This is a genomic window from Mesorhizobium qingshengii, assembly GCF_900103325.1.
Lineage (GTDB): Bacteria > Pseudomonadota > Alphaproteobacteria > Rhizobiales > Rhizobiaceae > Mesorhizobium > Mesorhizobium qingshengii.
On the sequence record NZ_FMXM01000025.1, the window covers coordinates 1 to 20,843 of the forward strand.

Sequence of the window (20,843 nt, forward strand, 5' to 3'; positions counted from 1 at the left end):
TTCATTCGCATCACCAGCCAGCGCGATCAGGCCAAGCCGCTGACGCGCCTGTTCATGGCCTCAACGCTGCTGTCGCCGCAGCAGGCGATCGACTTCACCAGGGCCCATTGGCAGATCGAGAACGGACTGCACTGGATGCTCGACGTTCATCTGCGCGAGGACCTCAGCCGTGCCCGCAAGGACAACGCCCCCGCAAACACCGCGCTCCTAAACCGCCTCGCCAGAAATATCCTTCAGGCCGCCGACACCGACAAAGTCCCCATTAGCCACCGCATCAAGAAATGCGCTTGGAATGATGACTATCTCATCCAGGCTATCGCTCATATGCGATAGCCCTGCCCTCCGGAGGGAGAGGAAGGGTGCCTCCCGGCATAAGCTCGCGCCCTTCCTCTACCCCGTCGATCGGGGGAGAGGTGTCGAGCGCAGCTCGACGGAGTGGGGGTCGACCGTTCATCACTCGGTTACGCAGCCAAAACACTTTAGTCTGGACTTGACAATTGCCGCTGCCGACGCAATACTCAAGTCTATGCTTAACTATTCCGAGATCGACAGTATCCTTCGCGCTCTTGTCGAGCCGACACGCCGGCAGATCCTGGAAAGGTTGAGTCGCGGACCGGCCACCGTCAGCCAGCTGGCGGAGCCGTTCGGCATGACGTTCGCCGCCGTGCTGCAGCATTTGCAGACGCTGGAGGCCTGCGGGCTAATCCGCAGCGAAAAGACCGGGCGGGTGCGCACCTGCCGGATCGAGCCAGGCGGGCTCGCTCCGCTCGCCGACTGGATCACGGAACGCCGCATACCGGCGGAGCGGCACCTCGACCGCCTCGGCCAGATTCTGGCCGAGGCAGATCAATCGCCCCCGAAAGTTCAAGATCAGGAAAAGGACGAACAGACATGAACCAGATCGCCCCCGTGAAAGACGAGCCTTCCGTCATCCACTCCACATTCACCATCGAGCGGACCTATCCGCAATCCCCCGAACGCGTCTTCCATGCCTTCGCCGACAAGACGACGGTGCGGCGCTGGCGGGTCGAAGGCGATGGCTTTGCCATCGCCGAATTCAGCTTCGATTTCCGTGTCGGTGGTGGCGAGGTGTCGCGCTTCAGCTATGCCGGCGGCCCGGAGATCAGGCTCGACGCGCAGTTCCAGGACATCGTTCCCGACCGGCGCATCGTGTTTTCCTACCGGATGGCAGTTGGGCCGCAGCCGATGTCGGCATCGCTCACCACCGTCGAGCTGACGCCTTCGGGCAATGGCACGCGGCTGACCTACACCGAACAGGGTGCCTTTTTCGATGGTGCCGATTCGGCGAAGGGGCGGGAAGAGGGGACGCGCGGGCTGTTGGAAGCCCTCGCCGCCGAACTTCAGAAGTCGAAGTAAACACAAACACCGCCCGCGGCCGGTTCGCGCCCGGCTTCCGGTCAGGGTCGTGAGCCGTTGGTGGCTATCCAGATGACATGACGCGCGCCGCGCTTGCCGTTGGCGCGCGTGTTGACTTCCTCGACCGTGAAGCCCGCCTGCTTCAGCCGCCGGGTGAAGCCACTGTCCGACCCTTGAGACCACACGGCCAGCACGCCGCCTGGCTTGAGGGCGGAGCGTGCGGCTGCTAGGCCCTGCAGGCTGTAAAGCGCATCGTTGGATTTGTGGACGATGCCTTCCGGGCCGTTGTCGACATCGAGCAGGATGGCGTCATAGCCTGATGCCTGCGACCGTATCAGCTGCCCAACATCGGCTTCCTCGATGGTGACGCGCGGATCGTCGAGGCAACCGCCAAACACCTCGGCCATCGGGCCGCGTGCCCAGGCGACGACGGCTGGCACCAACGCGGCGACTACAATCTGGGCATCGCCGCCCAACTCGGCGAGTGCGGCGCGCAGCGTGAACCCCATGCCAAGCCCGCCGATGAGGATTCTCGGTTGCCGATGGCTGGCAATCTTCTGGCAGGAGAGTTTTGCCAGCGCTTCCTCGGAGCCGCTGAGGCGGCTGTTCATCAGTTCGTTGGTGCCCAGCATGATCGAGAATTCGGAACCGCGCCGCTTGAGGCGAAGTTCCTGCGCGCCGTCGGGCGTCTTCGCAGAGTCCAGCTGGACCCAGGGGATCACTGCCTGATTCCCCTTTTCGGAATCATGACTATGCGGCCAACGCCGGCTGGCTCCAACGGGTGGCCAGCAGCCGGTAGGGGATAAGCGCCACCACGGCGATGATCAGCTTCACACTGAGGTCGCCAAGCGCCCACGAAACCCAACGCATGGCGTCGACATGGAAGACGCCCATCAGCGGTGCGGTTTCGAGCGCGAAACTGTCGTTCGGGCCAGCGAAGGCGAAAGCGGCCGAGAACGCGACGGTGAAGAACACGGCGGTGTCGAACACCGAACCGACCAGCGTGCCGACGATCGGCGCCCGCCACCAGCTCTGCCGGCGCAGCCGGTTGAACACGGTCACGTCGAGCAATTGCGCGCTGAGGAACGCCGCGCCGGACGCCGCCGCGATGCGCACCAGCCGGTCGGCGGCGGTTTCGAATTCGATCAGGCCGTGGCGGAACAGGAAGGGCGGGACAAGGATCGAGCAGACCACCGCCGTCATGAAACCAACAAACACGATGCGGCGCGCCACGGCAGGCCCATAGCGGCGGTTGGCTAGGTCGGTGACCAGGAAGGAGAAGGGATAGGTGAAGGCGCCCCAGGTCAACAGGTCGGCCAGCGAAAGGCCGCCGATCTGTCCCTGCATCGGGAACTGCACGAGAATGTTCGACGCCACGACGACAAGCGCCATGGCGGCCACGAATGGCAGGTATCGCGAGAAGGAATTCATTTTTTTATCCTGGGTAATGGAACCAGCGGAGCATCATGCCCATCCGGGCGATGCTCGCTTCGTATTTGAGCACCGGATTGCCGAAACCCTTGGGCTTCGATCCGATGCCTAAGGCCAACAAGAGGTTGGCCAGGGCGGTCGTCCCCCGCCTTAAACGATATTAGGCAGCTGGCTGATCAGCCAGCTTCTTGGCGATCTGCTTCTTCAGCAGGCGCGCGCGCTGCGACAATTCCTTGACATCGGCCTTGGCCAGGAAAGCATCGAGACCGCCGCGATGTTCGACCGAACGCAGCGCGTTGGCCGAAATGCGCAGGCGCACATTCTGGTTCAGCGCTTCCGAAATCAGCGTCACATTGACGAGGTTCGGCAGGAAGCGACGCTTGGTCTTGTTGTTGGCGTGGCTCACATTGTTGCCGGACATGACTGCCTTGGCAGTGAGTTCGCAGGTGCGGGACATTGTTCTAACCTTCAGTTCTCGGGGCTTGCCAAACCTTTGTGCCCACGCCGGGTGGCGCGCGGTTCTGGTCAGGCGGCCTTATGGAAAAAGTTGGCGTTCCATAGTTGCATTTCGCCGGTGCGTCAAGCTCCGGCTTGGCCACGGAAGCGCCCGGCATTTCATATTAAGGCCGGATTTCACCCTATAAGCGGTCTCATAGGGACATGCCAGACCGGAGTTGCCCGCCTCCGGTCGAAAAATCGAGGATCGATCCCGCCATGCTTCGTTCGTCACACGCCCTCGCCATCGCGATCGCTGTCGCGCTGCCTTCGCCAGTCTTCGCCGCCTCACCCCAGTCCTTCAAGGGCGAGTACACGGTGTCGTTCCTTGGTCTCTCGATCGCGAGATCGACGTTCTCAAGCCACTATGAGAACGGCGCCTACGCTATCGAAGGCAGCGTCAGCGCCGCGGGTCTGGCCAAGCTGTTCGACGATACGCGTGGCACGGTCTCGTCAAAAGGCACGATTTCGGGCAAGAAGATGGTGCCGCAGGCGTTCCGCGCCGACTACACCTCCGGGAAGAAGGCATCGGTGGTCGATATCCGCTTTGCCAATGGCGCGGTCGCCTCGACGCAGGTCATCCCGGCGCCGGGCAAGCGCGATCCCAAGAACTGGGTGCCGCTCGGCGCCAGCGACCTGGCGTCGGTGCTCGATCCGATGGCGGCTACCGTCATCCATGCCGACAGTCTCGACCAGGTCTGCGGCCGCAAGGTGAAGTTCTATGATGGCGAGATGCGCGCCGATCTGACGCTGACCTACGATTCAAAGGGGGCGATCTCGGTGCCGGGTTACAAGGGCGACACCGTCACCTGCCGGATGGGCTTCGAGCCGGTGGCGGGCTATCGCAAGGGCCGCAAGGCGCTGAACTATCTGAAGAACCGCAGCCGCATGATGGTGACGTTTGCGCCGCTCGGCCAAACCGGAGTATATGCGCCGATCCACGCCACGGTCGGAACGCAGATCGGTACCTTGACCATCAGCGCCGGGCGTTTCGAAGCAATACAATAGCCACGCGCGCCACTGGACCAGAATGGGGCGCGCCACTGGAGACAGAATGGGGCGCGCAACACTGATCGGCTTTTCGGCGGTCGCCATGTGGGCGCTGCTGGCGCTGCTTACGGACGCATCCGGCAGGGTGCCGCCGTTCCTGCTGTCGGCGATCACCTTCTCGATCGGCACCGGGGTCGGGCTTGTCGCGCGGCTGTTCATGCCGGCCTCCGACAAGAGCCAGAAGATACCGCCGCAAGTCTGGCTGATCGGCATTGCCGGCCTGTTCGGCTATCACTTCTTCTACTTCACCGCGCTGCGCAATGCGCCGGCGGTGGAGGCGAGCCTGATTGCCTATCTGTGGCCGCTGCTGATCGTGCTTGGTTCGGCGCTGATGCCGGGCGAACGGCTGGCCTGGAACCATGTCGTCGGCGCGCTTCTCGGCCTTGGCGGCACCGTGCTGATCGTCACCAAGGGCGGCGGTCTCGCATTCGACGCCCGCTATGCCTTCGGCTATGCAATGGCCGCCATCTGCGCATTGCTGTGGTCGTCCTATTCGCTTTTGTCGCGGCGCTTCCCATCTGTGCCGACCAGCATCGTCACCTGGTTCTGCGCGGCCACCGCGGTGCTCTCGCTCGTCTGCCACCTAGTGCTGGAACAAACCGTGCTGCCTGACGGTGTCGGCCAGTGGCTGGCCGTGCTCGGGCTTGGCCTGATGCCAGTGGGAGCGGCTTTCTATGCCTGGGACATCGGCGTCAAGCGCGGCAACATCCAGGTGCTCGGGGCGGCAAGCTACGCGGCGCCGCTACTGTCCACGCTGGTGCTGATCGCGGCCGGCGTCGCCGAGCCGTCGCTGCGCATCCTGGCCGCCTGCGTGCTCATCACCGGTGGGGCGGCCCTTGCGGCAAAATCACTGTTCCTGCGCAAGCCGGCAGCAGCCGAAAGCGGAGCCGAGGCATCCGAAAGCGGAGCCGAGGCATCCGAAAGCGGAGCCGAGGCATGACGCTGCCATTTGCCGGCGGCATCGACGCCAACGCCAATGCGACGCTGATCTTCTCGCTGGTGGCGGCGGTGATCTACGCCTTCACGCTTGGCATGGCGCCGACGCTTGCCCGCTCGGCGGCAAAGACGCTCGCCGTGGCGATGCTTGCCGTGCTGGCGGCGTTGCAGGGCGGCCCGCTTCTGCTGGTCGCCGCTCTTGCGCTCAGCGCCGTTGGCGACGCCTTCCTGTCGCGCGATGGCGAAAAGGCCTTTCTCGGCGGGCTGGCCAGTTTTCTCGTTGCGCACATCGTCTATGTTGCGCTGTTCCTTCGCAGCGACGGTGGGTTGGGATTGCTTGGCGCCGAATCGTGGCGCGGGGCGATCGCGCTGGCGATGGCCGTGTTTGCGATCGTCATGCTGGCGGCGCTCTGGCGCCGCGTCGGTCCTAGCCTGCGTGTCCCGATCGCCGTCTATGTCGCGGCGATCCTGGCGATGGGCATTTCTGCCCTGACGACAAGCAATGTGTGGCTGATCGGCGGCGCCGTGCTGTTCATGGCATCCGATGGGCTGCTCGCCACCGAGAAATTCCTGGTGGCCGCCATCTCGCCGCATCGCGTCTGGATGCGCTTTGCCGTCTGGGCGCTATACTACGCCGCTCAGTTGGGGATCACCCTGGGTTTTCTGCTGAGGTAGGACTCCAGCCTGGCTCGGCCAGTTCGAAGGCGGCAAAATCAAAGCCCGGCGCGACGGTGCAGCCGACCAGCGTCCACTCGCCGAGGCTGCGCGCCGATTGCCACCAGCCCGCCGGCACGACGATCTGCGGCCGCTCGCCCGCTGCCAGCCCGACGCCAAGCACCTGCTCGATCATGGCGCTGCCTGCCTCCCACATCGACAGCGCCAGCGGGGCACCGGCATGGAAATGCCAGACTTCGGCGGCATCCTTGACCCGGTGCCAGGCTGACAACTGGTCTTGTTCCAGCAGGAAGTAGATCGCCGTCGAATGGCCGCGCGCGCCGCCGGCGTGATCGCGAAAGGTCTCCGCGTACCAGCCACCTTCCGGATGTGGCTTCAAACCGAGGATGGCGATGATTTCCGCGGAGCTCGTCATGGTTTCGACGATACCATCGGTCTCAGAAATTGTCCTTGCGCTTGCGGATCTCGGCGAACACCTCGGCATCGCTCGCCTTTTCCATGCCCAGATGCTTGCGGATCGCAGGGTCATGCCAGCGCAGGAAGGGATTGGTCGACAGCTCCTCGCCGATCGTCGTCGGCAGGGTCGGCTTGCCGTCGGCGCGCAGCGCCTCGATCCTGGCAACCCGCTCCTTCAGCGCCGAATTGGTCGGGTCGACGGTCACTGCGAAACGGGCGTTGGCGAGCGTATACTCATGACCGCAATAGATGACGGTCGCGGCGGGAAGCGCGGCAAGCTTCTTCAACGATTCATACATCACCGGCGGCTTGCCTTCGAACAGCCGCCCGCAACCCAGCGCAAACAAGGTGTCGGCGGTGAACGCGACATTCGATGCCGGCAAGTAATAAGAGACATGGCCGGCGGTGTGGCCGGGCGTGGCGATCACCTCGATCCGCTCATCGCCGAGATGAACGACGGAACCCTCTTCAACGGTTTCGTCGATGCCGGGAATCTTGGCCTTTTCCGCTTCCGGTCCGACGATGCGCAGCTTGAAGCGTTCTTTCAGCGCCAGATTGGCCTCGACGTGATCGACATGGTGATGCGTGGTCAGGATCATCGTCGGCGTCCAGCCGGTGCGCTTGATCGCGGCCAGGATCGGCGCCTCCTCGGGCGCGTCGATGATCGCGGTCTGGCCGCTTTTGGGGTCATGCACCAGCACGCCGAAATTGTCGCTGCGGCACATGAATTGTTCGATTTCGACCGGCATTTCTCGTCTCTCCGTTGTCGCCGCACACATAGGGCCCCGGCACGCACATGTCATCCCAGGGTGACGAACGTCATCCCAGGGTGACGAACGTCATCCCGGCATGTCGAATGACATCCCGGAAAGTCGGGCTCATCAAGGCCTTTTGTTGAAACCCGGTGATATCACGGCTACATCCCTCGCATGCATTCCGACATCGTCGATCTCCGCTCCTTCTATTCGACAACGCTCGGCCGCTTCGCCGAGCGCTCGATCACCATGGCGCTGTCATCGATATGGGCTGTCGTGCCCAATGAGCGGCTGGTTGGCCTCGGCTACACCTTGCCCTGGCTGGAGCGCTTCGGCACTGACGCCGAGCGGGTCTTTGCCTTCATGCCGGCGACGCAGGGCGCCGTGGTCTGGCCGGCGACGGGGCCGACCGCGACGGCCCTGGTCTTCGACGAGGAACTGCCGCTGGTCGATTCGAGCATCGATCGCATGCTGCTCGTCCACTCACTCGAGCATGTCGAAAACCCGCGCGAAACGCTGAACGAGATCTGGCGCGTGCTGTCACCGGCGGGGCGCGTCGTCATCGTCGTGCCCAACCGGCGCGGTGTCTGGGCGCGCTTCGAGCACACGCCGTTCGGCAATGGCCGGCCTTTTTCGCGCGGACAGCTCACCGAATTGCTGCGCGAGGCGAATTTCACGCCCGCGGCCTGGTCCGATGCCTTGTTCTTCCCGCCATCGCGGCGGCGCTTCATGATGCGCTTTCACAATGTGCTGGAACGCGCCGGCCGGCGGCTGTGGCCGATCTTTTCCGGCGTCATCGTCGTCGAGGCGCAGAAACGGCTCTATCAGGGCGTGCCGGTCGCTCAGCGGACGTCTCGACGCGTCTTCGTGCCGGTGCTGTCGCCGCACGGCGCCACGCGGCTCGGCCGCCGGGCCGAGGCCGGCGGGGCAATCTCGTCGGTTCGCCAGGTGACACCTTCGCGATCATGGTGAAAACTTGCGACGCGCGGCTTTTCCCGACCTATCTGTCATGCGCGGCCCGTTAAAAGACCAATGCCGTTAAGTCGCTCCATCCGGTTTCAGCACCGCTTCTGAACGCAAGGACCTTGGCTATGGCTGATCAACCGGACTACGACGCTTTCGCCCGGCCGGTTGCGACGGTCGAAGCCAGCAGCCTGCGTGATCAGGTGTCGACGATCAAGCAGGCGCTGATAGGATCGCCGGTTCGCAAGTGGTTGCTCTGGACGTCGGTTGGCATCGTGGCCGTCATCATCGCGACGTCGATCGGCCAGGTTCTGCTCAACCGCTGGAACCAGCCTTTCTACGATGCGCTTGCACGCCGCGACATGGCGGCCTTCCTGCACCAGCTTCTCGTCTTCGCGGCCATAGCCGGTGGACTTCTGGTGCTCAATATCGGCCAGACCTGGCTCAACCAGATGATCAGGCTGAAGCTACGCGAGGCGCTGACGCTCGACCTGATCGACCAGTGGACGCGGCCGGCGCGCGCCTTCCGGCTGGCCAATGCCGGCGCCATCGGCGTCAATCCCGACCAGCGCATGCAGCAGGATGCCGCGCATCTGTCCGACCTGTCGACGGATCTCGGCGTCGGTCTGCTGCAGTCCTTCATCCTGCTGGTTTCCTTCGTCGGCGTGTTGTGGGAACTGTCTTCGGGCTTCGTGTTCCACATTGGCGGGACCTCCCTGGCGATCCCCGGCTACATGGTCTGGGCCGCCATCCTCTATGCCGGCACCGCCTCGTGGCTGAGCTGGCTGGTCGGCCGGACACTGATCCGCCTCAACAGCGACCGCTACACCTGGGAAGCGGAGCTGCGCTCCTCGATGGTGCGCGTCAACGAGAATGTCGATGCCATTGCGCTTTACCATGGCGAGGCCGACGCCAGGCGACGGCTCGAACTCGACCTGGGCACGGTGCTCGGCGCCATGCGGCGCATCTACACCGCCCAGATCAACCTGTCCTGGGTCACCGATACCTATGGCTGGATCACCGTCGTGGCACCGATCCTGGTCGCCTCGCCGGTCTATTTTTCAGGTGACATCAGTTTTGGCGGGTTGATGATGGCGGTCGGCGCCTTCAATCAGGTCCACTCCTCGTTGCGCTGGTTCATCAACAATATCGGCAGCATCGCCGATTGGCGCGCCACACTGATGCGCGTTGCCGATTTCCGCATCGCGCTCGGTGAAACCGATGTGCTGCACGACACGGAAAAACGTATCGAGTTCGTTGAGAACCCTGGCGGCAGTCTGACCTTCGAGAGACTCCAAGTGGCCTCGCCGGAGGGGTGCACCAGGCTCGCCGACCAGCATGTCGAAATCCGCGCCGGCGAGCGCGTCATGATCACCGGCGACCCGGGCGCCGGCAAGACGCTGTTCTTCCGCGCCATCGCCGGACTGTGGCCATGGGGACGCGGACAGATCGGCCTGCCGGCGGGAGAAACCCTCATATTCGTGCCGCGCGTCCCATATTTCCCGGCCGGTACGCTGCGCGAGATCCTCGATCACTCGACCGGACCCGCGCCCGCGAGTGACGCCCTGATTTCGGAGGTGCTTGCCGAGGTCGGGCTCGAGCGCCTGGCATCCTCGCTCGACCGCTCCGCGCGCTGGGAGCATGAACTGGGCGATGACGAACAGCGCTCGCTGGCCTTCGCCAGGCTCGCCTTGCTACAGCCGAAATGGGTGATCATCGACGAAGCCATGGACGCGTTCGACGGACCCTCGCTGCGGCGGGTGCTGTCGATGCTGGAGAAGCGCTTGCCCGGAGCCGCGATCCTCAACATAGGACGCGGCCAGCACAACATTCGGTTCTTTCCACGCGCATTGACCATCATGAAGGATTCCGCTGCGCCGGCCCTGAAACCTGCCCGTATCAGGGCGGGCGCGATCGAACCGCCGCCGGTCGTAGCGCGTCGCAAGAAGTAGGCCAACGTCCGGGCCACGGGGCAGAGCTTTATTTCGCCGTGATCGCGAGGGAAGCTTCCCCGCAGAAACAACCTCGGCGCTGGCCATGCTTGATGCTCTCCGCCTGCTTGCCTGTCTTGCCTGCGCCCAGGTCGCCCCTGTTGCCTCGCCGCCCGATGCGCTGGCCGTGGACGTCGAGCTGGTGCTGGCTGTTGATATCTCGCTGTCGATGGACGAAAGGGAATTCGCCCTGCAGCGGGCCGGCTATGTCGAGGCGCTGCGGCATCCCGATTTCATCAAGGCGGTCCGCGCCGGCAACACGGGCCGTATCGCTCTCGCCTATTTCGAATGGGCCGGCACGGTGCGCGATGACGCGGTCATCGGCTGGCAAATCATCGACAGCGCCGAAAGCGCCAACAGCTTTGCCGACAAGGTCGCGGCTCGCCCGTTCCGCAGCTTTCGCGGCACCTCGATTTCCGGTGCGCTTGCCTTCGGCGCCGAGCTTTTCGATCGCACCGCCTTCCAGGGCGAACGCAGCGTCATCGATATTTCCGGCGATGGCCCGAACAATATCGGGCCGCCGGTCACCACGACACGCGATGCCGCCATCGCCAAAGGCATCGTCGTCAACGGCCTGCCGATCCTGATCAGCCCGTCGCCCACCTTCAGCCATCTCGATCAATATTATGCCCAGTGCGTGACCGGAGGGCCAGGTTCCTTTGTGCTGCCGATCCATGCGGCCGCCGAGTTTTCGACGGCCATCCGGCGCAAATTGATCCTCGAGGTCAGCGGCGTTCAGGAGAGGGGCAGTGTCGTTCCCGTCGATGCCGCCGGTCCCATCGACTGCCTGCAAGGCGAACGGGACAGACGGTTCTATTCCGATCCGTTTTTCCCCGAACTCGACCGATGAGTTTGCACACGACCTGCTTGGGCATGCTGCTGTCCCAAAGCCGCTGCCCACCCCGGATCAGGCCCGAGGCATGCTCTCGGGGACATCTGTCAGGCCGGACGGGCACCAAGCTTTTTAAGATCACGGCGCCAGCGCCGGCCACGGACATAGCCGTGCATCAGTTCCGGCAGCGAGTAGCCGAGTGCTGTCGACGAGCGGTTGGCCATGTAACCAGCAAGTGCCTCCGGTATCCGGCCTCTGAGGATATCGGCAATGATCTGCCGCGAGATCATGTAGGGTGGAATGTGCGGGTAGGAGCGGGCAATGTGCGGGTGTTTGCCCATCAGGTTCGCATAGGCTTCGACATAGCCGTCGCGGCGGCCAGAAATCGAATTCTCCGAATTGTATTTCGTCCAGTCCATGTCCTCGGACAATTGCGCGCCGAAGCGCCGGGCAAGACGCAGCAGCAATTCCCGGTCCTGCATCCGGGTGATGTCGCTGTCGTAACCGCCAATGCCCAGCAAGGCCTCGCGGCGGGCCGTTATCGCTGAACCGGCAATGAAGATCGTCTGCGCGACCAGCGCCCGTTCCAGCATCGTCGGGCTCAGGAACACATCGCGGTTGACGCAGTTGGTGGCGCGATTGCTCTTCAGGGAGACAAACGAGCTGATCAGCACCTGAAGCACCGGATTGTCGTCAAACCAGGTCAGGGTTCGTTCGAGCCGGTGCGGCAGGTAGACATCGTCGGAATCGAGGAATGTCACTACAGGCGCCCGCGCCCGCTCGATGCCGGCATTCCTGGCAGCGTTGGCGCCTCGCCATTTCGCGCCAACATAGATCAGCCGCGGGTCGCGAATGCGGGCGAGCGCGGCCTCGGTTCCATCGGTCGAGCCATCGTCGACGACAATATGCTCAAGTCTCGGCATGCTCTGGGAAAGCACGCTTTCCATCGCGCGCAGCACTGTTTCGCGCCGGTTGTGCGTTGGCGTTATGACCGTGATGAGGGGTTCGGTGATCCCGACCATGTCGCGTCAGCTGTTTCCCGCGCAAGGATGCGCGTCAATCCAGGGCTTTTCGATTTTCACAATGGTCGAATGGATCGGACTTCCCCCTCCGCCACACCTGAATCGTTCGACGCGACGCTATATAAAACGGCCGCCCGTGTCACTCGCCGCGCCGGTGCCCAACCCCGCGTGAAATGACGAATTCCTGCCCCTAGCGTTCCAATTGCAACAGCCCTCCGGAAAAAAGGGGCGAATCACCGGCGGGGAGGTCGGTCCACCACTGCCAGACCGTATGCATTCCATTACCTCGGGCGTAATCGCCTTGGGGTCGGTGTTTCGGCACATTGCCCCTTGCGAGGTTGGGCTGATCGGCCTCGATGCAGAGGGAGTACAGTCATGACCGCCTACGCCGTTGCCCATATGCGCCACGTCACGCCAGGACCGTGGATCGTCGAATATCTCGAGAAGATCGATGCCACGCTGGAGCCCTTCGGCGGTCGCTTCGTCGTCCATGGCGGCGAGTTCGAGGTCGTCGAAAACAGTTGGCCGGGACATCTGATCGTCATCGAATTCCCGGACAGACACCATGTGCGCGCATGGTACAAGTCGCCCGCCTACCAGGCGATCCTGGGGCTGCGAACCGAGAATTCGGAATCCGACGTGATCTTCGTTACCGGCGTTGCACATCCGCACAAGGCCACGGATGTCCTGGAGTAGAGAGAGCGACAACTGGTTGCTGTGTGCGCTCATCCGCCCGCAAAGTCGGGCAGGACTTCAACTTCGTCGCCGATGAACCCCAAGGCCAAGCCGAACTGGCCCCAAAATGCCAGACTGTAGAATGCCAGGCCGACAAGCAGAGACAATGGGATTTGCCAGACCGGCATCCCTGTCTGGCGGGCATGCCCTATCACACGTCGTGTTGTACGCCATGTCATGGTGAGCCAATGGGAGAGCGACTTTGCGATCCGCCGGCCGCGATGGGAGGATTTCAACACTCTAAATTTCCGGTCGGCGTCGCGGCCAGTTACCAATGCGCGCCAGCGGAAGAATTGCCAGCCGCGCGGCGGGTAGTGATAGACGCGTGCATTGGCGCTGACGAGTTTGTGGCCGTCGCGATCAAGCTCACGCATAAGCAAGGTGCAGGAAACCTTGAAACCATTGTTTTCGGGAAAGGGATGATTGGTGATCCAGCTGCGGCGAAAGGCTACGTTGTTGGCGTTTATCGCCCGTTTTGAAGCAAAACGAGTATCCATTTGCGCCATTGGGAAAAACCAGATCAGCGCGAATGTTCTCGACATGAAATCGTCGTAATAAAGGTAGGTGTACCCATTTACGGCCACCGTAGCCGGATCTTGAAATGGATCGAGCATGGCTGAGAGCCAACCAGGTTCCACGACGGTATCCGAGTCTGTGAAAATGACGATATCGCCGTCGGTTGCTGGGATGCCGTTGTTCTTGAGGTCGTAATACCGTCCACCTGGGGAAGCGGAGAAGATCAGGTCGGTGACTTGTTCCAACTGCGATGCTTCGGCTGCGATATTGCTTCTCAGCAAGAGAGTATCCGCATCGTCTCCGCCGTGAGAAATAACGACCCGTGGCTTGGCAAAACCGAGCGAAGACACAGCGCTGATTTCGCGCAACAAGGCAGTCAGCCCAATGCTGACTTCGTCCAGGTCGACCGACCTAGCGTTCTCCATTTCCAGAACAAGTGAATAGCTCGGCAAACTTTTAGCCATGTTCAATTGAATCCGTTTGTCGCGCCCGGAATTGTACGGCCCTTCAAACGCAAGAGAGCAAAGAAGTCCATACGATGAACACTACCGTCTCAGCAAAAACACCGCCTGCTGGCCGAAGAAATTCCAGAACCACCACGGCATCGACAGCCCGATCTTCTGGCCGTTGGCGTCGAGCGCGGTTGCCTTTTCCACCGTCGCGCCAAGCTCGTCGCACAGATTGACGAAGTCGCGGATGGTGCAGAAATGGATGTTCGGCGTATCGTACCAGGAGTAGGGCAGGTCCTTGGTCACCGGCATGCGGCCGTTGAGGAGCAGCGACAGACGCACCCGCCAGTGGCCGAAATTGGGGAAGGACACGATCGCCCGGTTGCCGATCCTGAGCAGTTCGTCGAGCACCAGCTTTGGGTTGCGGGTGGCCTGCAGCGTCTGCGACAGGACGACGAAGTCAAAGCCCTTGTCGGGATAGAATTCGAGATCCTTGTCCGCATCGCCCTGGATGACCGAGAGGCCGCGCGCCACGCATTCGTTGACGCCACGCTGCGACAGTTCGAGCCCACGGCCATCGACCTGCTTGGTGTCCTGCAACAGTTCGAGCAGCGAGCCGTCGCCCGAACCGACGTCGAGCACGCGAGACTGTGGCGGGATGAGGTTGGCGACAACCTCGAGGTCGACACGCTGGTCGCGGTTGACGCTCATGATGCGAGCCCTCTCGCCCGTGCCGCAGACCCGATGAAGCCGTTGATGGCGGCAAACAACTCCGGCTCGTCGAGCAGGAAGGCGTCGTGGCCACGGTCGGTCTCGATCTCGACGAAGGACACCGATGCGCCGGCGGCGTTGAGCGCGTGCACGATCGAGCGGCTCTCCTCCGTCGGAAACAGCCAGTCCGAGGTGAAGGACACCAGGCAGAAGCGGGTTTTCGTGCCGGCAAAAGCATCGGCCAATCGGCCGCCATGGTCGGCGGCGAGGTCGAAATAGTCCATCGATCGCGTCATGTAGAGATAGGAATTGGCGTCGAAGCGGTCGACGAAAGTCATGCCCTGGTGGCGCAGATAGCTTTCGATCTGGAAGTCGGCATCGAAGCCGAAGGTGAGCGCTTCGCGATCCTGCAGATTGCGGCCGAATTTCCGGTGCAGGGCGGCTTCCGACAGATAGGTGATATGGGCGGCCATGCGCGCCACCGCCAGCCCCTTTTCCGGGCGCTTGTCGTAGTCGAAATATTTGCCGCCATGCCAGTCCGGGTCGGCCATCACGGCTTGCCGGCCAACCTCATGGAAGGCGATGTTCTGCGAGGAATGGCGGGCGCCGGTGGCGATCGGCAGTGCCGAGAAGACGCGCTCCGGATAGCTCGACGCCCATTGCAGCACCTGCATGCCGCCCATTGAGCCGCCGAGCACGCAAAACAGCTTTTCGATGCCGAAATGGTCAATCAGCATCTGCTGCGCGCGCACCATGTCGCGGATGGTGATGATCGGCAGGTCGAGCCCATAGGGCTTGCCGGTGGCGGGATTGGTCGAGGCCGGGCCGGTGGAGCCCAGGCAACCGCCGATAACGTTCGAGCAGATGACGAAGAAGCGGTTGGTGTCGATGATCTTGCCCGGGCCGACCAGCACTTCCCACCAGCCCGGCTTGCCGGTTACCGGATTGGTGTTGGCGACGTGCTGGTCGCCGGTCAGCGCGTGGCAGACGAGGATGGCATTGGAACGGGCGTCATTGAGCGTGCCATAGGTCTGGTAGGCGATCTGGAACGGCGACAGCAGCGTGCCGGCGTCGAGCTTGAGCGGCTTGTCAGGTCCAAAACGCAACACCGGGCTCGACGGTTGGTCGGCCTCGTTGTTGGTCTTTCCAGCGCGCAGAGCGGCCATCACATCTCTCTACCATTCCGCACCGTGCTTTTCGAAAAATCGCTGCCGATTTTCGGGCCGATGCGCTCATCCGCCCGGTCGCGGACAATAAAAAACCGGCAATGCCTTCGCAAAGCCGGTTACGTCACGCAAACGGCCCTTTAGCGAATTGTTTAACGTGGCTGCAAGCCGACCGGCCAAATCACCACGGAACTGTCGCTGCCCTTCTAGAACTCGCCCGCCTTGCCGTCAATGCCGGCCACTGGCACCACCGCCACCTCTCGACATTGCCGGCCATGGCTTGTATTTCCGCTGCGGCTCCCGCCGGGAGCTTTTCTCGATGGATATCTCGAAATGAAGCAGACACCGGATCAGGCACGTCCAACCCCGCGCGCGGGCATCATGGACATCGACGCCTATGTGCCGGGCAAGAGCACGGCGCCGGCCGGCGTCGCCAAGGTCTACAAGCTGTCGTCGAACGAGAATCCGCTTGGGCCCTCGCCGAAGGCGATCGAAGCCGCGCGGGAGATTGCGGGAAAGCTCGACATCTATCCCGACGGCACCGCCAGGCGGCTGCGCGAAACGATCGCCGAGGTGCATGGCCTCAACCCACAGAACATCATCTGTTCCAACGGTTCCGACGAGATCCTGGGCCTGCTGGCGCAGACCTATCTGGCGCCCGGTGACGAGGCGATCTTCACCGAACACGCCTTCATGGTCTACAAGATCTATATCCAGTCGGCAGGTGCCGTCCCGGTAGCGGTCAAGGAGACCAACGAGCGCGCCGACATCGATGCGATCCTGGCCGCCGTCACGCCGCGCACGAAAATCGTGTTCCTCGCCAATCCCAACAATCCGACCGGCACCTATGTGCCGTTCCAGGAGGTGCGCCGCCTGCATGCCGGCCTGCCCAGGCATGTGCTGCTGGTGCTCGACGCGGCTTACGCCGAATATGTCCGCCGCAACGATTACGAGGCCGGCATCGAACTGGTCGGCAGCGCCGAGAACGTCGTGATGACCCGCACCTTCTCCAAGATAGGTCTTGGCGGGGCGCGGATCGGCTGGATGTACGCGCCGATGCACATCGTCGACGCCATCAACCGTGTGCGTGGTCCCTTCAACGTCAATGCAACGGCGATCGAGGCCGGCATCGCGGCGATCCGCGACCGAGCCCATGTCGAGCGCAGCGTCGCGCACAACGAGACTTGGCTGGCCTGGGTCAGCGAACAGATGACGGGGCTTGGGTTGCGGGTGACGCCCAGCGTCGGCAATTTCGTCCTCATCCATTTTCCCGATGACCAGAAACACTCCGCCGCGGCGGCGGACGACTATCTGACCGCGCGCGGCTATATCTTGCGGCGCGTTTCCGGCTATGGCTTTCCCAACGCGCTGCGCATGACCATCGGCACCGAAGAGGCCAATCGCGGCGTTGTCGCCGCACTCACGACATTCCTGAAAAGCTAGAGCATCATGGCATCACCGATGTTTGAGAAGATCGCGCTGGTCGGCATCGGCCTGATCGGCTCGTCGCTGGCCCGCGTCATCCGCCGCGAGGGGCTGGCCGGTCACGTCGCCATCTCGACCCGCAGTGCCGCTACGCTGGCGCGGGCGCAAGAGCTTGGGCTAGGCGATTCCTACACCACCGACGCGAAAGTAGCGGTCCGCGACGCCGATCTGATCATCGTCTCGGTGCCGGTCGGCTCATCCGGCGCGGTGGCCGAGGAAATCGCGCCGGCGCTGAAGCCGGGTGCGATCCTCACCGATGTCGGCTCGACCAAGGCATCGGTCATCGCGCAGATGCAGCCGCATGTGCCGGCCGGCGTGCATTTCATTCCCGGCCATCCGCTGGCGGGCACCGAGAAGTCCGGGCCGGATGCCGGTTTCGCCGACCTGTTCGACAATCGCTGGTGCATCTTCACGCCGCTGCCGGACACCGATCCGGATGCGCTGGAGAGGCTTTCAGAATTCTGGCGCCACTGCGGCGCCAACATCGACACGATGGACCCCCAGCATCACGACATGACGTTGGCCATCGTCTCGCACCTGCCGCACATCATCGCCTACAACATCGTCGGCACCGCCGATGATTTGCAGTCGGTGACCAAGTCCGAGGTCATCAAATATTCGGCTTCCGGTTTCCGCGACTTCACCCGTCTCGCTGCCTCCGACCCGACCATGTGGCGCGACGTCTGCCTGCACAACAAGGACGCCATCCTCGAAATGCTGGCGCGGTTCTCGGAGGATCTGGCGTCGCTGCAGCGGGCGATCCGCTGGGGCGACGGCGAAAAACTCTTCGATCTGTTCACCCGCACCCGGGCCGTGCGCCGCTCGATCATCGAGGCCGGCCAGGACATCGACGTACCCGACTTCGGGCGCCAAGCGATCGAGCACCCGGCCAAGAGCTAGGGTCTATTGAGATTCAGGTGAGGCCGGCCTGCAAACGGCGCCTTCCTGCGCTTCCGGTGCTCACATACGGAAAGTACGCTCCGCTCCGGTTCTCGGAAACCACCTTGTTTGGTCGCTTCGCGCCCGTCTTCGACTCCGACTCGGCCTGACCTGAATCTCAACAGACCTTATGACGCTATGGTAGCGCAGGCCAAGTCGCTGCAACCATGGCCAGCGTCTCGGCCCTGTCCGGGGCGCCGAGCCTGCCGCCGAAGCGCAGGCATTTGAGCGCGGCAGCGGCACTGGCAAAACGCAAGGCCTGCTCGACCGGCATGGCTTCCGCCAGCCCGACGGCAAAGGCACCGTGGAAGACATCGCCGGCGGCCAGCGTGTCGACCGCCTTGACTTTCGGCGCCGCTACATGACGGGATGATCCCGCCGCGCGATCGAACCACCAGGTTCCCGCCGCGCCGCCGGTGACCGCGACAAAGGCGTCGGTGCGCCGGGCAAGTGCCTCGCAGGCCTGGCACGGGTCGAGATCCTGATGGCACAGGATGCGTGCCGCCGGCTCCGAAGCCACGATGTGGGACGCCAGCGGCAAGAGCTGCTCCAGCACCTCCAGCGGCGCGGTATCGGCATCGAGGATCGCCGGCCGGCCGATAGCGCGCGCCGCCTTCAGCGCAAGCGCTGCCGCACCCCGCCAGCGCACGTCGACCAGCACGGCATCGAATGCGGAGAGGTCGGCCGCCGGCAAGGCCTCGGGATCGGCCTGGGCCTGGCTGTCATAGAACGGCACGATGATGCGCTCGCCCTGCGCGTCGACAAGGATCGAGGCCAGCGCGGAGCGGGCGCCGCCGACACGGCGGACAAAACCGCAATCGACGCCCTCGGCCTCGATCGCTGCAATCAGATGGTTGCCGACCGGATCATCGCCGGCGCTCGCCCACAGCGACACGTCGGCGCCAAGGCGATGCGCGGCGCAGGCAGCGCTCGTCGCCATGCCCGAGGCGATCTGGACGCCGTCGGAGGCGATGAACTTTCCCTGATGCGCCGGCAGTGTCTCGACACGCAGGATGGTGTCCAGCGTCAGCGCGCCAACACTCAGCAGCTTCACTTTTCTTGCCATGGAAGGGTTATTCAACCGGCTTGATCTTGCCCAGCGGGATGAAGCCGAGCGAGGCCTTGCCCTTGACCACCTTCAGCGGCATGGACGGTTCGTTGCCGAGCAGCGCCAAGGCGCCAAAGCCCTGTTCGATCTGGCTTTTCTGCTCGGGGATGGCGGTGCCGAGGATTGCCGCCACGGCCTTCGGATCCTTCAGCCTGATCATCAGATCGGCATCGATCAGGCCGTCGGCATCGACCGACAGTGGCCCGGAAACCGTGACGCGCGCCGTCCCCGATGACAGGTCGAGGTTGCGGACCTCGATCTTCTGGCCGCGCAGGCTCCGCACGTGCGTGCCGATCAGCGCAACGCCATTCTTCAGCGTGGCGTCGCCGCTGGCATCGAGGGGCGGCAAGACGCGCCCGCCGATTGCGTCGGGGTTGATCTCGAGATCGCCAAAGCTGCCGAGATAGTCGATATCCCCGCCGTTCGGCTGCAACTGGCCGGCCGCCTTGCCGGCGCTGAACAATTGCACCGGGTCGGTGTCGTCGGCAGGGTCGGTCTGGCCTGACAGGCCCTCGGCCTGCAGCGAGACCCGTCGCGGCAGCGGCCATGACAGTTTGACGTTGGCTTGCAGATTGTCCCAATCGATCCACAGCGGCACCATGCCCGGGACCGAGGTTCTGAGCGGACCACGCAGATCGGCAACCGGCGACAAGGGTTGGGTGATCTGGGCGACGGCATTGAAACTGCCGGCCGAGGCGGCGATGTTCCTGGCATCGTCCTCATAAGCGAGGTTGTCGCAGGAGATGGCAAAGCTCAGGGGATAGCCGCTGACCTGGAGATTGGCGCAGCCGGCCGCTACGCCACTCTTGTTGAGCGTGGCAACTGCCTTGTCGGCCTCGCTTCTGACCCGGTCCGCCAGATAGAACCAGCCGCCGCTGTAGATGGCGAACAGTATGACGATGAACGCCGCAAGCCACCACAGGCGGCGACGGTTACTCGGCTGGCGCTCGTCACTTGACGTCATGCTTTGGCTCTCGTTATCGCATGGGTGTTGTGGACGGACTGTCGATTCCGACAACAATGGGTGGACGGAGACGAATAGGTAGACAGAGACGGGCGGAAAAAACACCGGTCTCGGTGCGGTGTTGCCATTCTTTTGCAATCAGGCGCGGCGATATGGGCGATTTTTGGGTGTTTGGCTACGGTTCGCTGATCTGGCGGCCGGGTTTTGCGCATGTCGAGACACAGCGCGCCCGCCTGCACGGCTACCGGCGCTCGCTTTGCGTCTACTCCTTCGTGCATCGCGGCACGCCTGAACGGCCGGGGCTGGTGCTCGGTCTCGATCATGGCGGCTCCTGCGTCGGCCTGGCGTTCCGTGTTCCCGGCGAATTGCGCGACGAGGTGATCGCCTATTTGCGCGAGCGCGAGCTGGTCACCAACGTCTATCTCGAACGCATGCTCAAGATTCGCCTCAACGGTGGCGGCATGGTCGAGGCGGTGGCCTACATCGTCGACCGCGGGCACGAGCAGTATGCCGGTGCGCTGGATGCGGCGCATGCGGCGGCCGTGGTGCGCGGCGCGGTCGGCCAATCCGGCAACAACGAGGACTATGTGCTCAGCACGCTCGAGCACCTCGAGGCACTGGGCATTCGCGACCACTGGCTCGAGGATGTCGCCAGGCGGGTCGCGCCTTTGTGAAGCGCTGGCTCTGCGGAAAAGGCGGCTAGGCCTTTGACCTCGATCAGGCAAGACCTAGGTTAGGTCCCGAACCCGGGGGCGCATCCGCCCAATCCAATCATCACGGAGATCCG

Annotated in this window: 24 protein-coding genes and 1 riboswitch; of the genes, 13 read left to right on the forward strand and 11 right to left on the reverse strand. The window is 63.3% G+C overall.

What is annotated here, in order from left to right:
• The 3 genes from BLS48_RS28855 to BLS48_RS28865 form a co-directional block, all read left to right on the forward strand.
• A partial coding sequence (locus tag BLS48_RS28855; protein ID WP_143019536.1) for an ISAs1 family transposase occupies positions 1–333 on the forward strand: 333 nt, incomplete at its 5' end.
• A 193-nt stretch (positions 334–526) separates the two neighbouring features.
• Positions 527–895 carry an ArsR/SmtB family transcription factor gene (locus BLS48_RS28860; RefSeq protein WP_091585241.1) on the forward strand — a complete coding sequence of 123 codons (369 nt, stop codon included), beginning with the start codon at positions 527–529 and terminating at the stop codon, positions 893–895.
• Entirely contained in the window at positions 892–1,377 is a 486-nt protein-coding gene (locus BLS48_RS28865; RefSeq protein ID WP_091585243.1) for an SRPBCC family protein, read from the forward strand. Before BLS48_RS28860 ends, BLS48_RS28865 begins: the two co-directional genes overlap by 4 nt.
• A 41-nt stretch (positions 1,378–1,418) precedes the next feature.
• Here the strand turns inward: BLS48_RS28865 and BLS48_RS28870 are convergent, their stop codons facing one another.
• The 3 genes from BLS48_RS28870 to rpmB all read right to left on the reverse strand — a co-directional run bounded on the left by BLS48_RS28870 (position 1,419) and on the right by rpmB (position 3,265).
• A complete protein-coding gene (locus BLS48_RS28870; protein WP_091585245.1) occupies positions 1,419–2,099 on the reverse strand; it encodes a polyamine aminopropyltransferase in 681 nt (226 codons plus the stop codon).
• A gap of 28 nt (positions 2,100–2,127) precedes the next feature.
• Positions 2,128–2,808, reverse strand: coding sequence for a queuosine precursor transporter (locus BLS48_RS28875; protein WP_091585247.1), 681 nt, complete (start codon positions 2,806–2,808; stop codon positions 2,128–2,130).
• 160 nt (positions 2,809–2,968) lie between these two features.
• Complete coding sequence (gene rpmB, locus BLS48_RS28880; RefSeq protein WP_091585249.1) at positions 2,969–3,265, reverse strand: 50S ribosomal protein L28; 297 nt, start codon at positions 3,263–3,265, stop codon at positions 2,969–2,971.
• Between the two features lie 257 nt (positions 3,266–3,522).
• On the opposite strand from rpmB, the gene BLS48_RS28885 reads away from it, so the two are divergent.
• The 3 genes from BLS48_RS28885 to BLS48_RS28895 are packed head-to-tail and all read left to right on the forward strand — an operon-like array spanning position 3,523 to position 5,964.
• Positions 3,523–4,311: a DUF3108 domain-containing protein gene (locus BLS48_RS28885; RefSeq protein WP_091585251.1), complete on the forward strand. Its 789-nt coding sequence runs from the start codon at positions 3,523–3,525 to the stop codon at positions 4,309–4,311.
• A gap of 46 nt (positions 4,312–4,357) precedes the next feature.
• A complete protein-coding gene (gene yddG / locus BLS48_RS28890) occupies positions 4,358–5,293 on the forward strand; it encodes an aromatic amino acid exporter YddG (protein ID WP_091585254.1) in 936 nt (311 codons plus the stop codon).
• A complete protein-coding gene (locus BLS48_RS28895) occupies positions 5,290–5,964 on the forward strand; it encodes a lysoplasmalogenase family protein (protein ID WP_091585256.1) in 675 nt (224 codons plus the stop codon). Before yddG ends, BLS48_RS28895 begins: the two co-directional genes overlap by 4 nt.
• Here the strand turns inward: BLS48_RS28895 and BLS48_RS28900 are convergent.
• Together BLS48_RS28900 and gloB are read right to left on the reverse strand one after the other, a co-directional pair.
• Entirely contained in the window at positions 5,939–6,379 is a 441-nt protein-coding gene (locus tag BLS48_RS28900; RefSeq protein ID WP_091585258.1) for a cupin domain-containing protein, read from the reverse strand. The two genes, BLS48_RS28895 and BLS48_RS28900, sit on opposite strands and share 26 nt — an antisense overlap.
• Positions 6,380–6,401: 22 nt before the next feature.
• Entirely contained in the window at positions 6,402–7,169 is a 768-nt protein-coding gene (gene gloB, locus BLS48_RS28905) for a hydroxyacylglutathione hydrolase (protein WP_091585260.1), read from the reverse strand.
• Between the two features lie 180 nt (positions 7,170–7,349).
• On the opposite strand from gloB, the gene BLS48_RS28910 reads away from it, so the two are divergent.
• The 3 genes from BLS48_RS28910 (at position 7,350) to BLS48_RS28920 (ending at position 10,979) form a co-directional block, all read left to right on the forward strand.
• The gene (locus tag BLS48_RS28910; RefSeq protein WP_091585262.1) at positions 7,350–8,147 is read left to right on the forward strand and encodes a class I SAM-dependent methyltransferase; all 798 of its coding nucleotides are present in this window, start codon (positions 7,350–7,352) and stop codon (positions 8,145–8,147) included.
• A gap of 119 nt (positions 8,148–8,266) precedes the next feature.
• Positions 8,267–10,090: an ABC transporter ATP-binding protein/permease gene (locus tag BLS48_RS28915; RefSeq protein WP_091585264.1), complete on the forward strand. Its 1,824-nt coding sequence runs from the start codon at positions 8,267–8,269 to the stop codon at positions 10,088–10,090.
• A gap of 85 nt (positions 10,091–10,175) precedes the next feature.
• The gene (locus BLS48_RS28920) at positions 10,176–10,979 is read left to right on the forward strand and encodes a DUF1194 domain-containing protein (RefSeq protein ID WP_091585266.1); all 804 of its coding nucleotides are present in this window, start codon (positions 10,176–10,178) and stop codon (positions 10,977–10,979) included.
• 89 nt (positions 10,980–11,068) lie between these two features.
• Here BLS48_RS28920 and BLS48_RS28925 read toward each other — a convergent pair whose 3' ends face one another.
• Positions 11,069–11,983, reverse strand: coding sequence for a glycosyltransferase family 2 protein (locus tag BLS48_RS28925; RefSeq protein ID WP_091585268.1), 915 nt, complete (start codon positions 11,981–11,983; stop codon positions 11,069–11,071).
• A 375-nt stretch (positions 11,984–12,358) separates the two neighbouring features.
• Here BLS48_RS28925 and BLS48_RS28930 point away from each other — a divergent pair, with 375 nt between their 5' ends.
• On the forward strand, positions 12,359–12,679 hold the full coding sequence (locus BLS48_RS28930) for a DUF1330 domain-containing protein (protein ID WP_091585270.1): 321 nt from the start codon (positions 12,359–12,361) through the stop codon (positions 12,677–12,679).
• A gap of 29 nt (positions 12,680–12,708) precedes the next feature.
• Here the strand turns inward: BLS48_RS28930 and BLS48_RS28935 are convergent, their stop codons facing one another.
• The 3 genes from BLS48_RS28935 to metX form a co-directional block, all read right to left on the reverse strand.
• Positions 12,709–13,698 (reverse strand): glycosyltransferase family 2 protein, encoded by a 990-nt coding sequence (locus BLS48_RS28935; protein WP_091585272.1) that lies wholly within the window; start codon positions 13,696–13,698, stop codon positions 12,709–12,711.
• An 81-nt stretch (positions 13,699–13,779) separates the two neighbouring features.
• On the reverse strand, positions 13,780–14,394 hold the full coding sequence (metW, locus tag BLS48_RS28940) for a methionine biosynthesis protein MetW (protein ID WP_091585274.1): 615 nt from the start codon (positions 14,392–14,394) through the stop codon (positions 13,780–13,782).
• Positions 14,391–15,560, reverse strand: a complete 1,170-nt coding sequence (gene metX, locus BLS48_RS28945; protein ID WP_091585276.1) for a homoserine O-acetyltransferase MetX — start codon at positions 15,558–15,560, stop codon at positions 14,391–14,393. The genes metW and metX overlap by 4 nt, the downstream gene beginning before the upstream one ends.
• Positions 15,561–15,680: 120 nt before the next feature.
• A riboswitch (SAM riboswitch) is annotated at positions 15,681–15,758 on the reverse strand.
• A 135-nt stretch (positions 15,759–15,893) separates the two neighbouring features.
• Here metX and hisC point away from each other — a divergent pair.
• Together hisC and BLS48_RS28955 are read left to right on the forward strand one after the other, a co-directional pair.
• Complete coding sequence (hisC, locus tag BLS48_RS28950) at positions 15,894–17,003, forward strand: histidinol-phosphate transaminase (protein ID WP_091585278.1); 1,110 nt, start codon at positions 15,894–15,896, stop codon at positions 17,001–17,003.
• 6 nt (positions 17,004–17,009) lie between these two features.
• A complete protein-coding gene (locus BLS48_RS28955) occupies positions 17,010–17,945 on the forward strand; it encodes a prephenate/arogenate dehydrogenase family protein (RefSeq protein WP_208604688.1) in 936 nt (311 codons plus the stop codon).
• Between the two features lie 175 nt (positions 17,946–18,120).
• On the opposite strand, the gene BLS48_RS28960 is transcribed toward BLS48_RS28955, so the two are convergent.
• Complete coding sequence (locus BLS48_RS28960) at positions 18,121–19,050, reverse strand: sugar kinase (RefSeq protein ID WP_091585282.1); 930 nt, start codon at positions 19,048–19,050, stop codon at positions 18,121–18,123.
• 7 nt (positions 19,051–19,057) lie between these two features.
• A complete protein-coding gene (locus tag BLS48_RS28965; RefSeq protein ID WP_091585284.1) occupies positions 19,058–20,056 on the reverse strand; it encodes a DUF2125 domain-containing protein in 999 nt (332 codons plus the stop codon).
• 152 nt (positions 20,057–20,208) lie between these two features.
• On the opposite strand from BLS48_RS28965, the gene BLS48_RS28970 reads away from it, so the two are divergent.
• Positions 20,209–20,730, forward strand: a complete 522-nt coding sequence (locus BLS48_RS28970; RefSeq protein WP_091585286.1) for a gamma-glutamylcyclotransferase — start codon at positions 20,209–20,211, stop codon at positions 20,728–20,730.
• Positions 20,731–20,843 lie beyond the last annotated feature (113 nt).

Coding starts and splice junctions, on each gene's coding strand:
- BLS48_RS28860 (WP_091585241.1), top strand. CDS start 527: ATGCTTAACTATTCCGAGATCGACAGTATCCTTCGCGCTCTTGTCGAG.
- BLS48_RS28865 (WP_091585243.1), top strand. CDS start 892: ATGAACCAGATCGCCCCCGTGAAAGACGAGCCTTCCGTCATCCACTCC.
- BLS48_RS28875 (WP_091585247.1), bottom strand. CDS start 2,808: ATGAATTCCTTCTCGCGATACCTGCCATTCGTGGCCGCCATGGCGCTT.
- rpmB (WP_091585249.1), bottom strand. CDS start 3,265: ATGTCCCGCACCTGCGAACTCACTGCCAAGGCAGTCATGTCCGGCAAC.
- BLS48_RS28885 (WP_091585251.1), top strand. CDS start 3,523: ATGCTTCGTTCGTCACACGCCCTCGCCATCGCGATCGCTGTCGCGCTG.
- yddG (WP_091585254.1), top strand. CDS start 4,358: ATGGGGCGCGCAACACTGATCGGCTTTTCGGCGGTCGCCATGTGGGCG.
- BLS48_RS28895 (WP_091585256.1), top strand. CDS start 5,290: ATGACGCTGCCATTTGCCGGCGGCATCGACGCCAACGCCAATGCGACG.
- BLS48_RS28900 (WP_091585258.1), bottom strand. CDS start 6,379: ATGACGAGCTCCGCGGAAATCATCGCCATCCTCGGTTTGAAGCCACAT.
- gloB (WP_091585260.1), bottom strand. CDS start 7,169: ATGCCGGTCGAAATCGAACAATTCATGTGCCGCAGCGACAATTTCGGC.
- BLS48_RS28910 (WP_091585262.1), top strand. CDS start 7,350: ATGCATTCCGACATCGTCGATCTCCGCTCCTTCTATTCGACAACGCTC.
- BLS48_RS28915 (WP_091585264.1), top strand. CDS start 8,267: ATGGCTGATCAACCGGACTACGACGCTTTCGCCCGGCCGGTTGCGACG.
- BLS48_RS28920 (WP_091585266.1), top strand. CDS start 10,176: ATGCTTGATGCTCTCCGCCTGCTTGCCTGTCTTGCCTGCGCCCAGGTC.
- BLS48_RS28925 (WP_091585268.1), bottom strand. CDS start 11,983: ATGGTCGGGATCACCGAACCCCTCATCACGGTCATAACGCCAACGCAC.
- BLS48_RS28930 (WP_091585270.1), top strand. CDS start 12,359: ATGACCGCCTACGCCGTTGCCCATATGCGCCACGTCACGCCAGGACCG.
- BLS48_RS28935 (WP_091585272.1), bottom strand. CDS start 13,698: ATGGCTAAAAGTTTGCCGAGCTATTCACTTGTTCTGGAAATGGAGAAC.
- metW (WP_091585274.1), bottom strand. CDS start 14,394: ATGAGCGTCAACCGCGACCAGCGTGTCGACCTCGAGGTTGTCGCCAAC.
- metX (WP_091585276.1), bottom strand. CDS start 15,560: ATGGCCGCTCTGCGCGCTGGAAAGACCAACAACGAGGCCGACCAACCG.
- hisC (WP_091585278.1), top strand. CDS start 15,894: ATGAAGCAGACACCGGATCAGGCACGTCCAACCCCGCGCGCGGGCATC.
- BLS48_RS28955 (WP_208604688.1), top strand. CDS start 17,010: ATGGCATCACCGATGTTTGAGAAGATCGCGCTGGTCGGCATCGGCCTG.
- BLS48_RS28960 (WP_091585282.1), bottom strand. CDS start 19,050: ATGGCAAGAAAAGTGAAGCTGCTGAGTGTTGGCGCGCTGACGCTGGAC.
- BLS48_RS28965 (WP_091585284.1), bottom strand. CDS start 20,056: ATGACGTCAAGTGACGAGCGCCAGCCGAGTAACCGTCGCCGCCTGTGG.
- BLS48_RS28970 (WP_091585286.1), top strand. CDS start 20,209: ATGGGCGATTTTTGGGTGTTTGGCTACGGTTCGCTGATCTGGCGGCCG.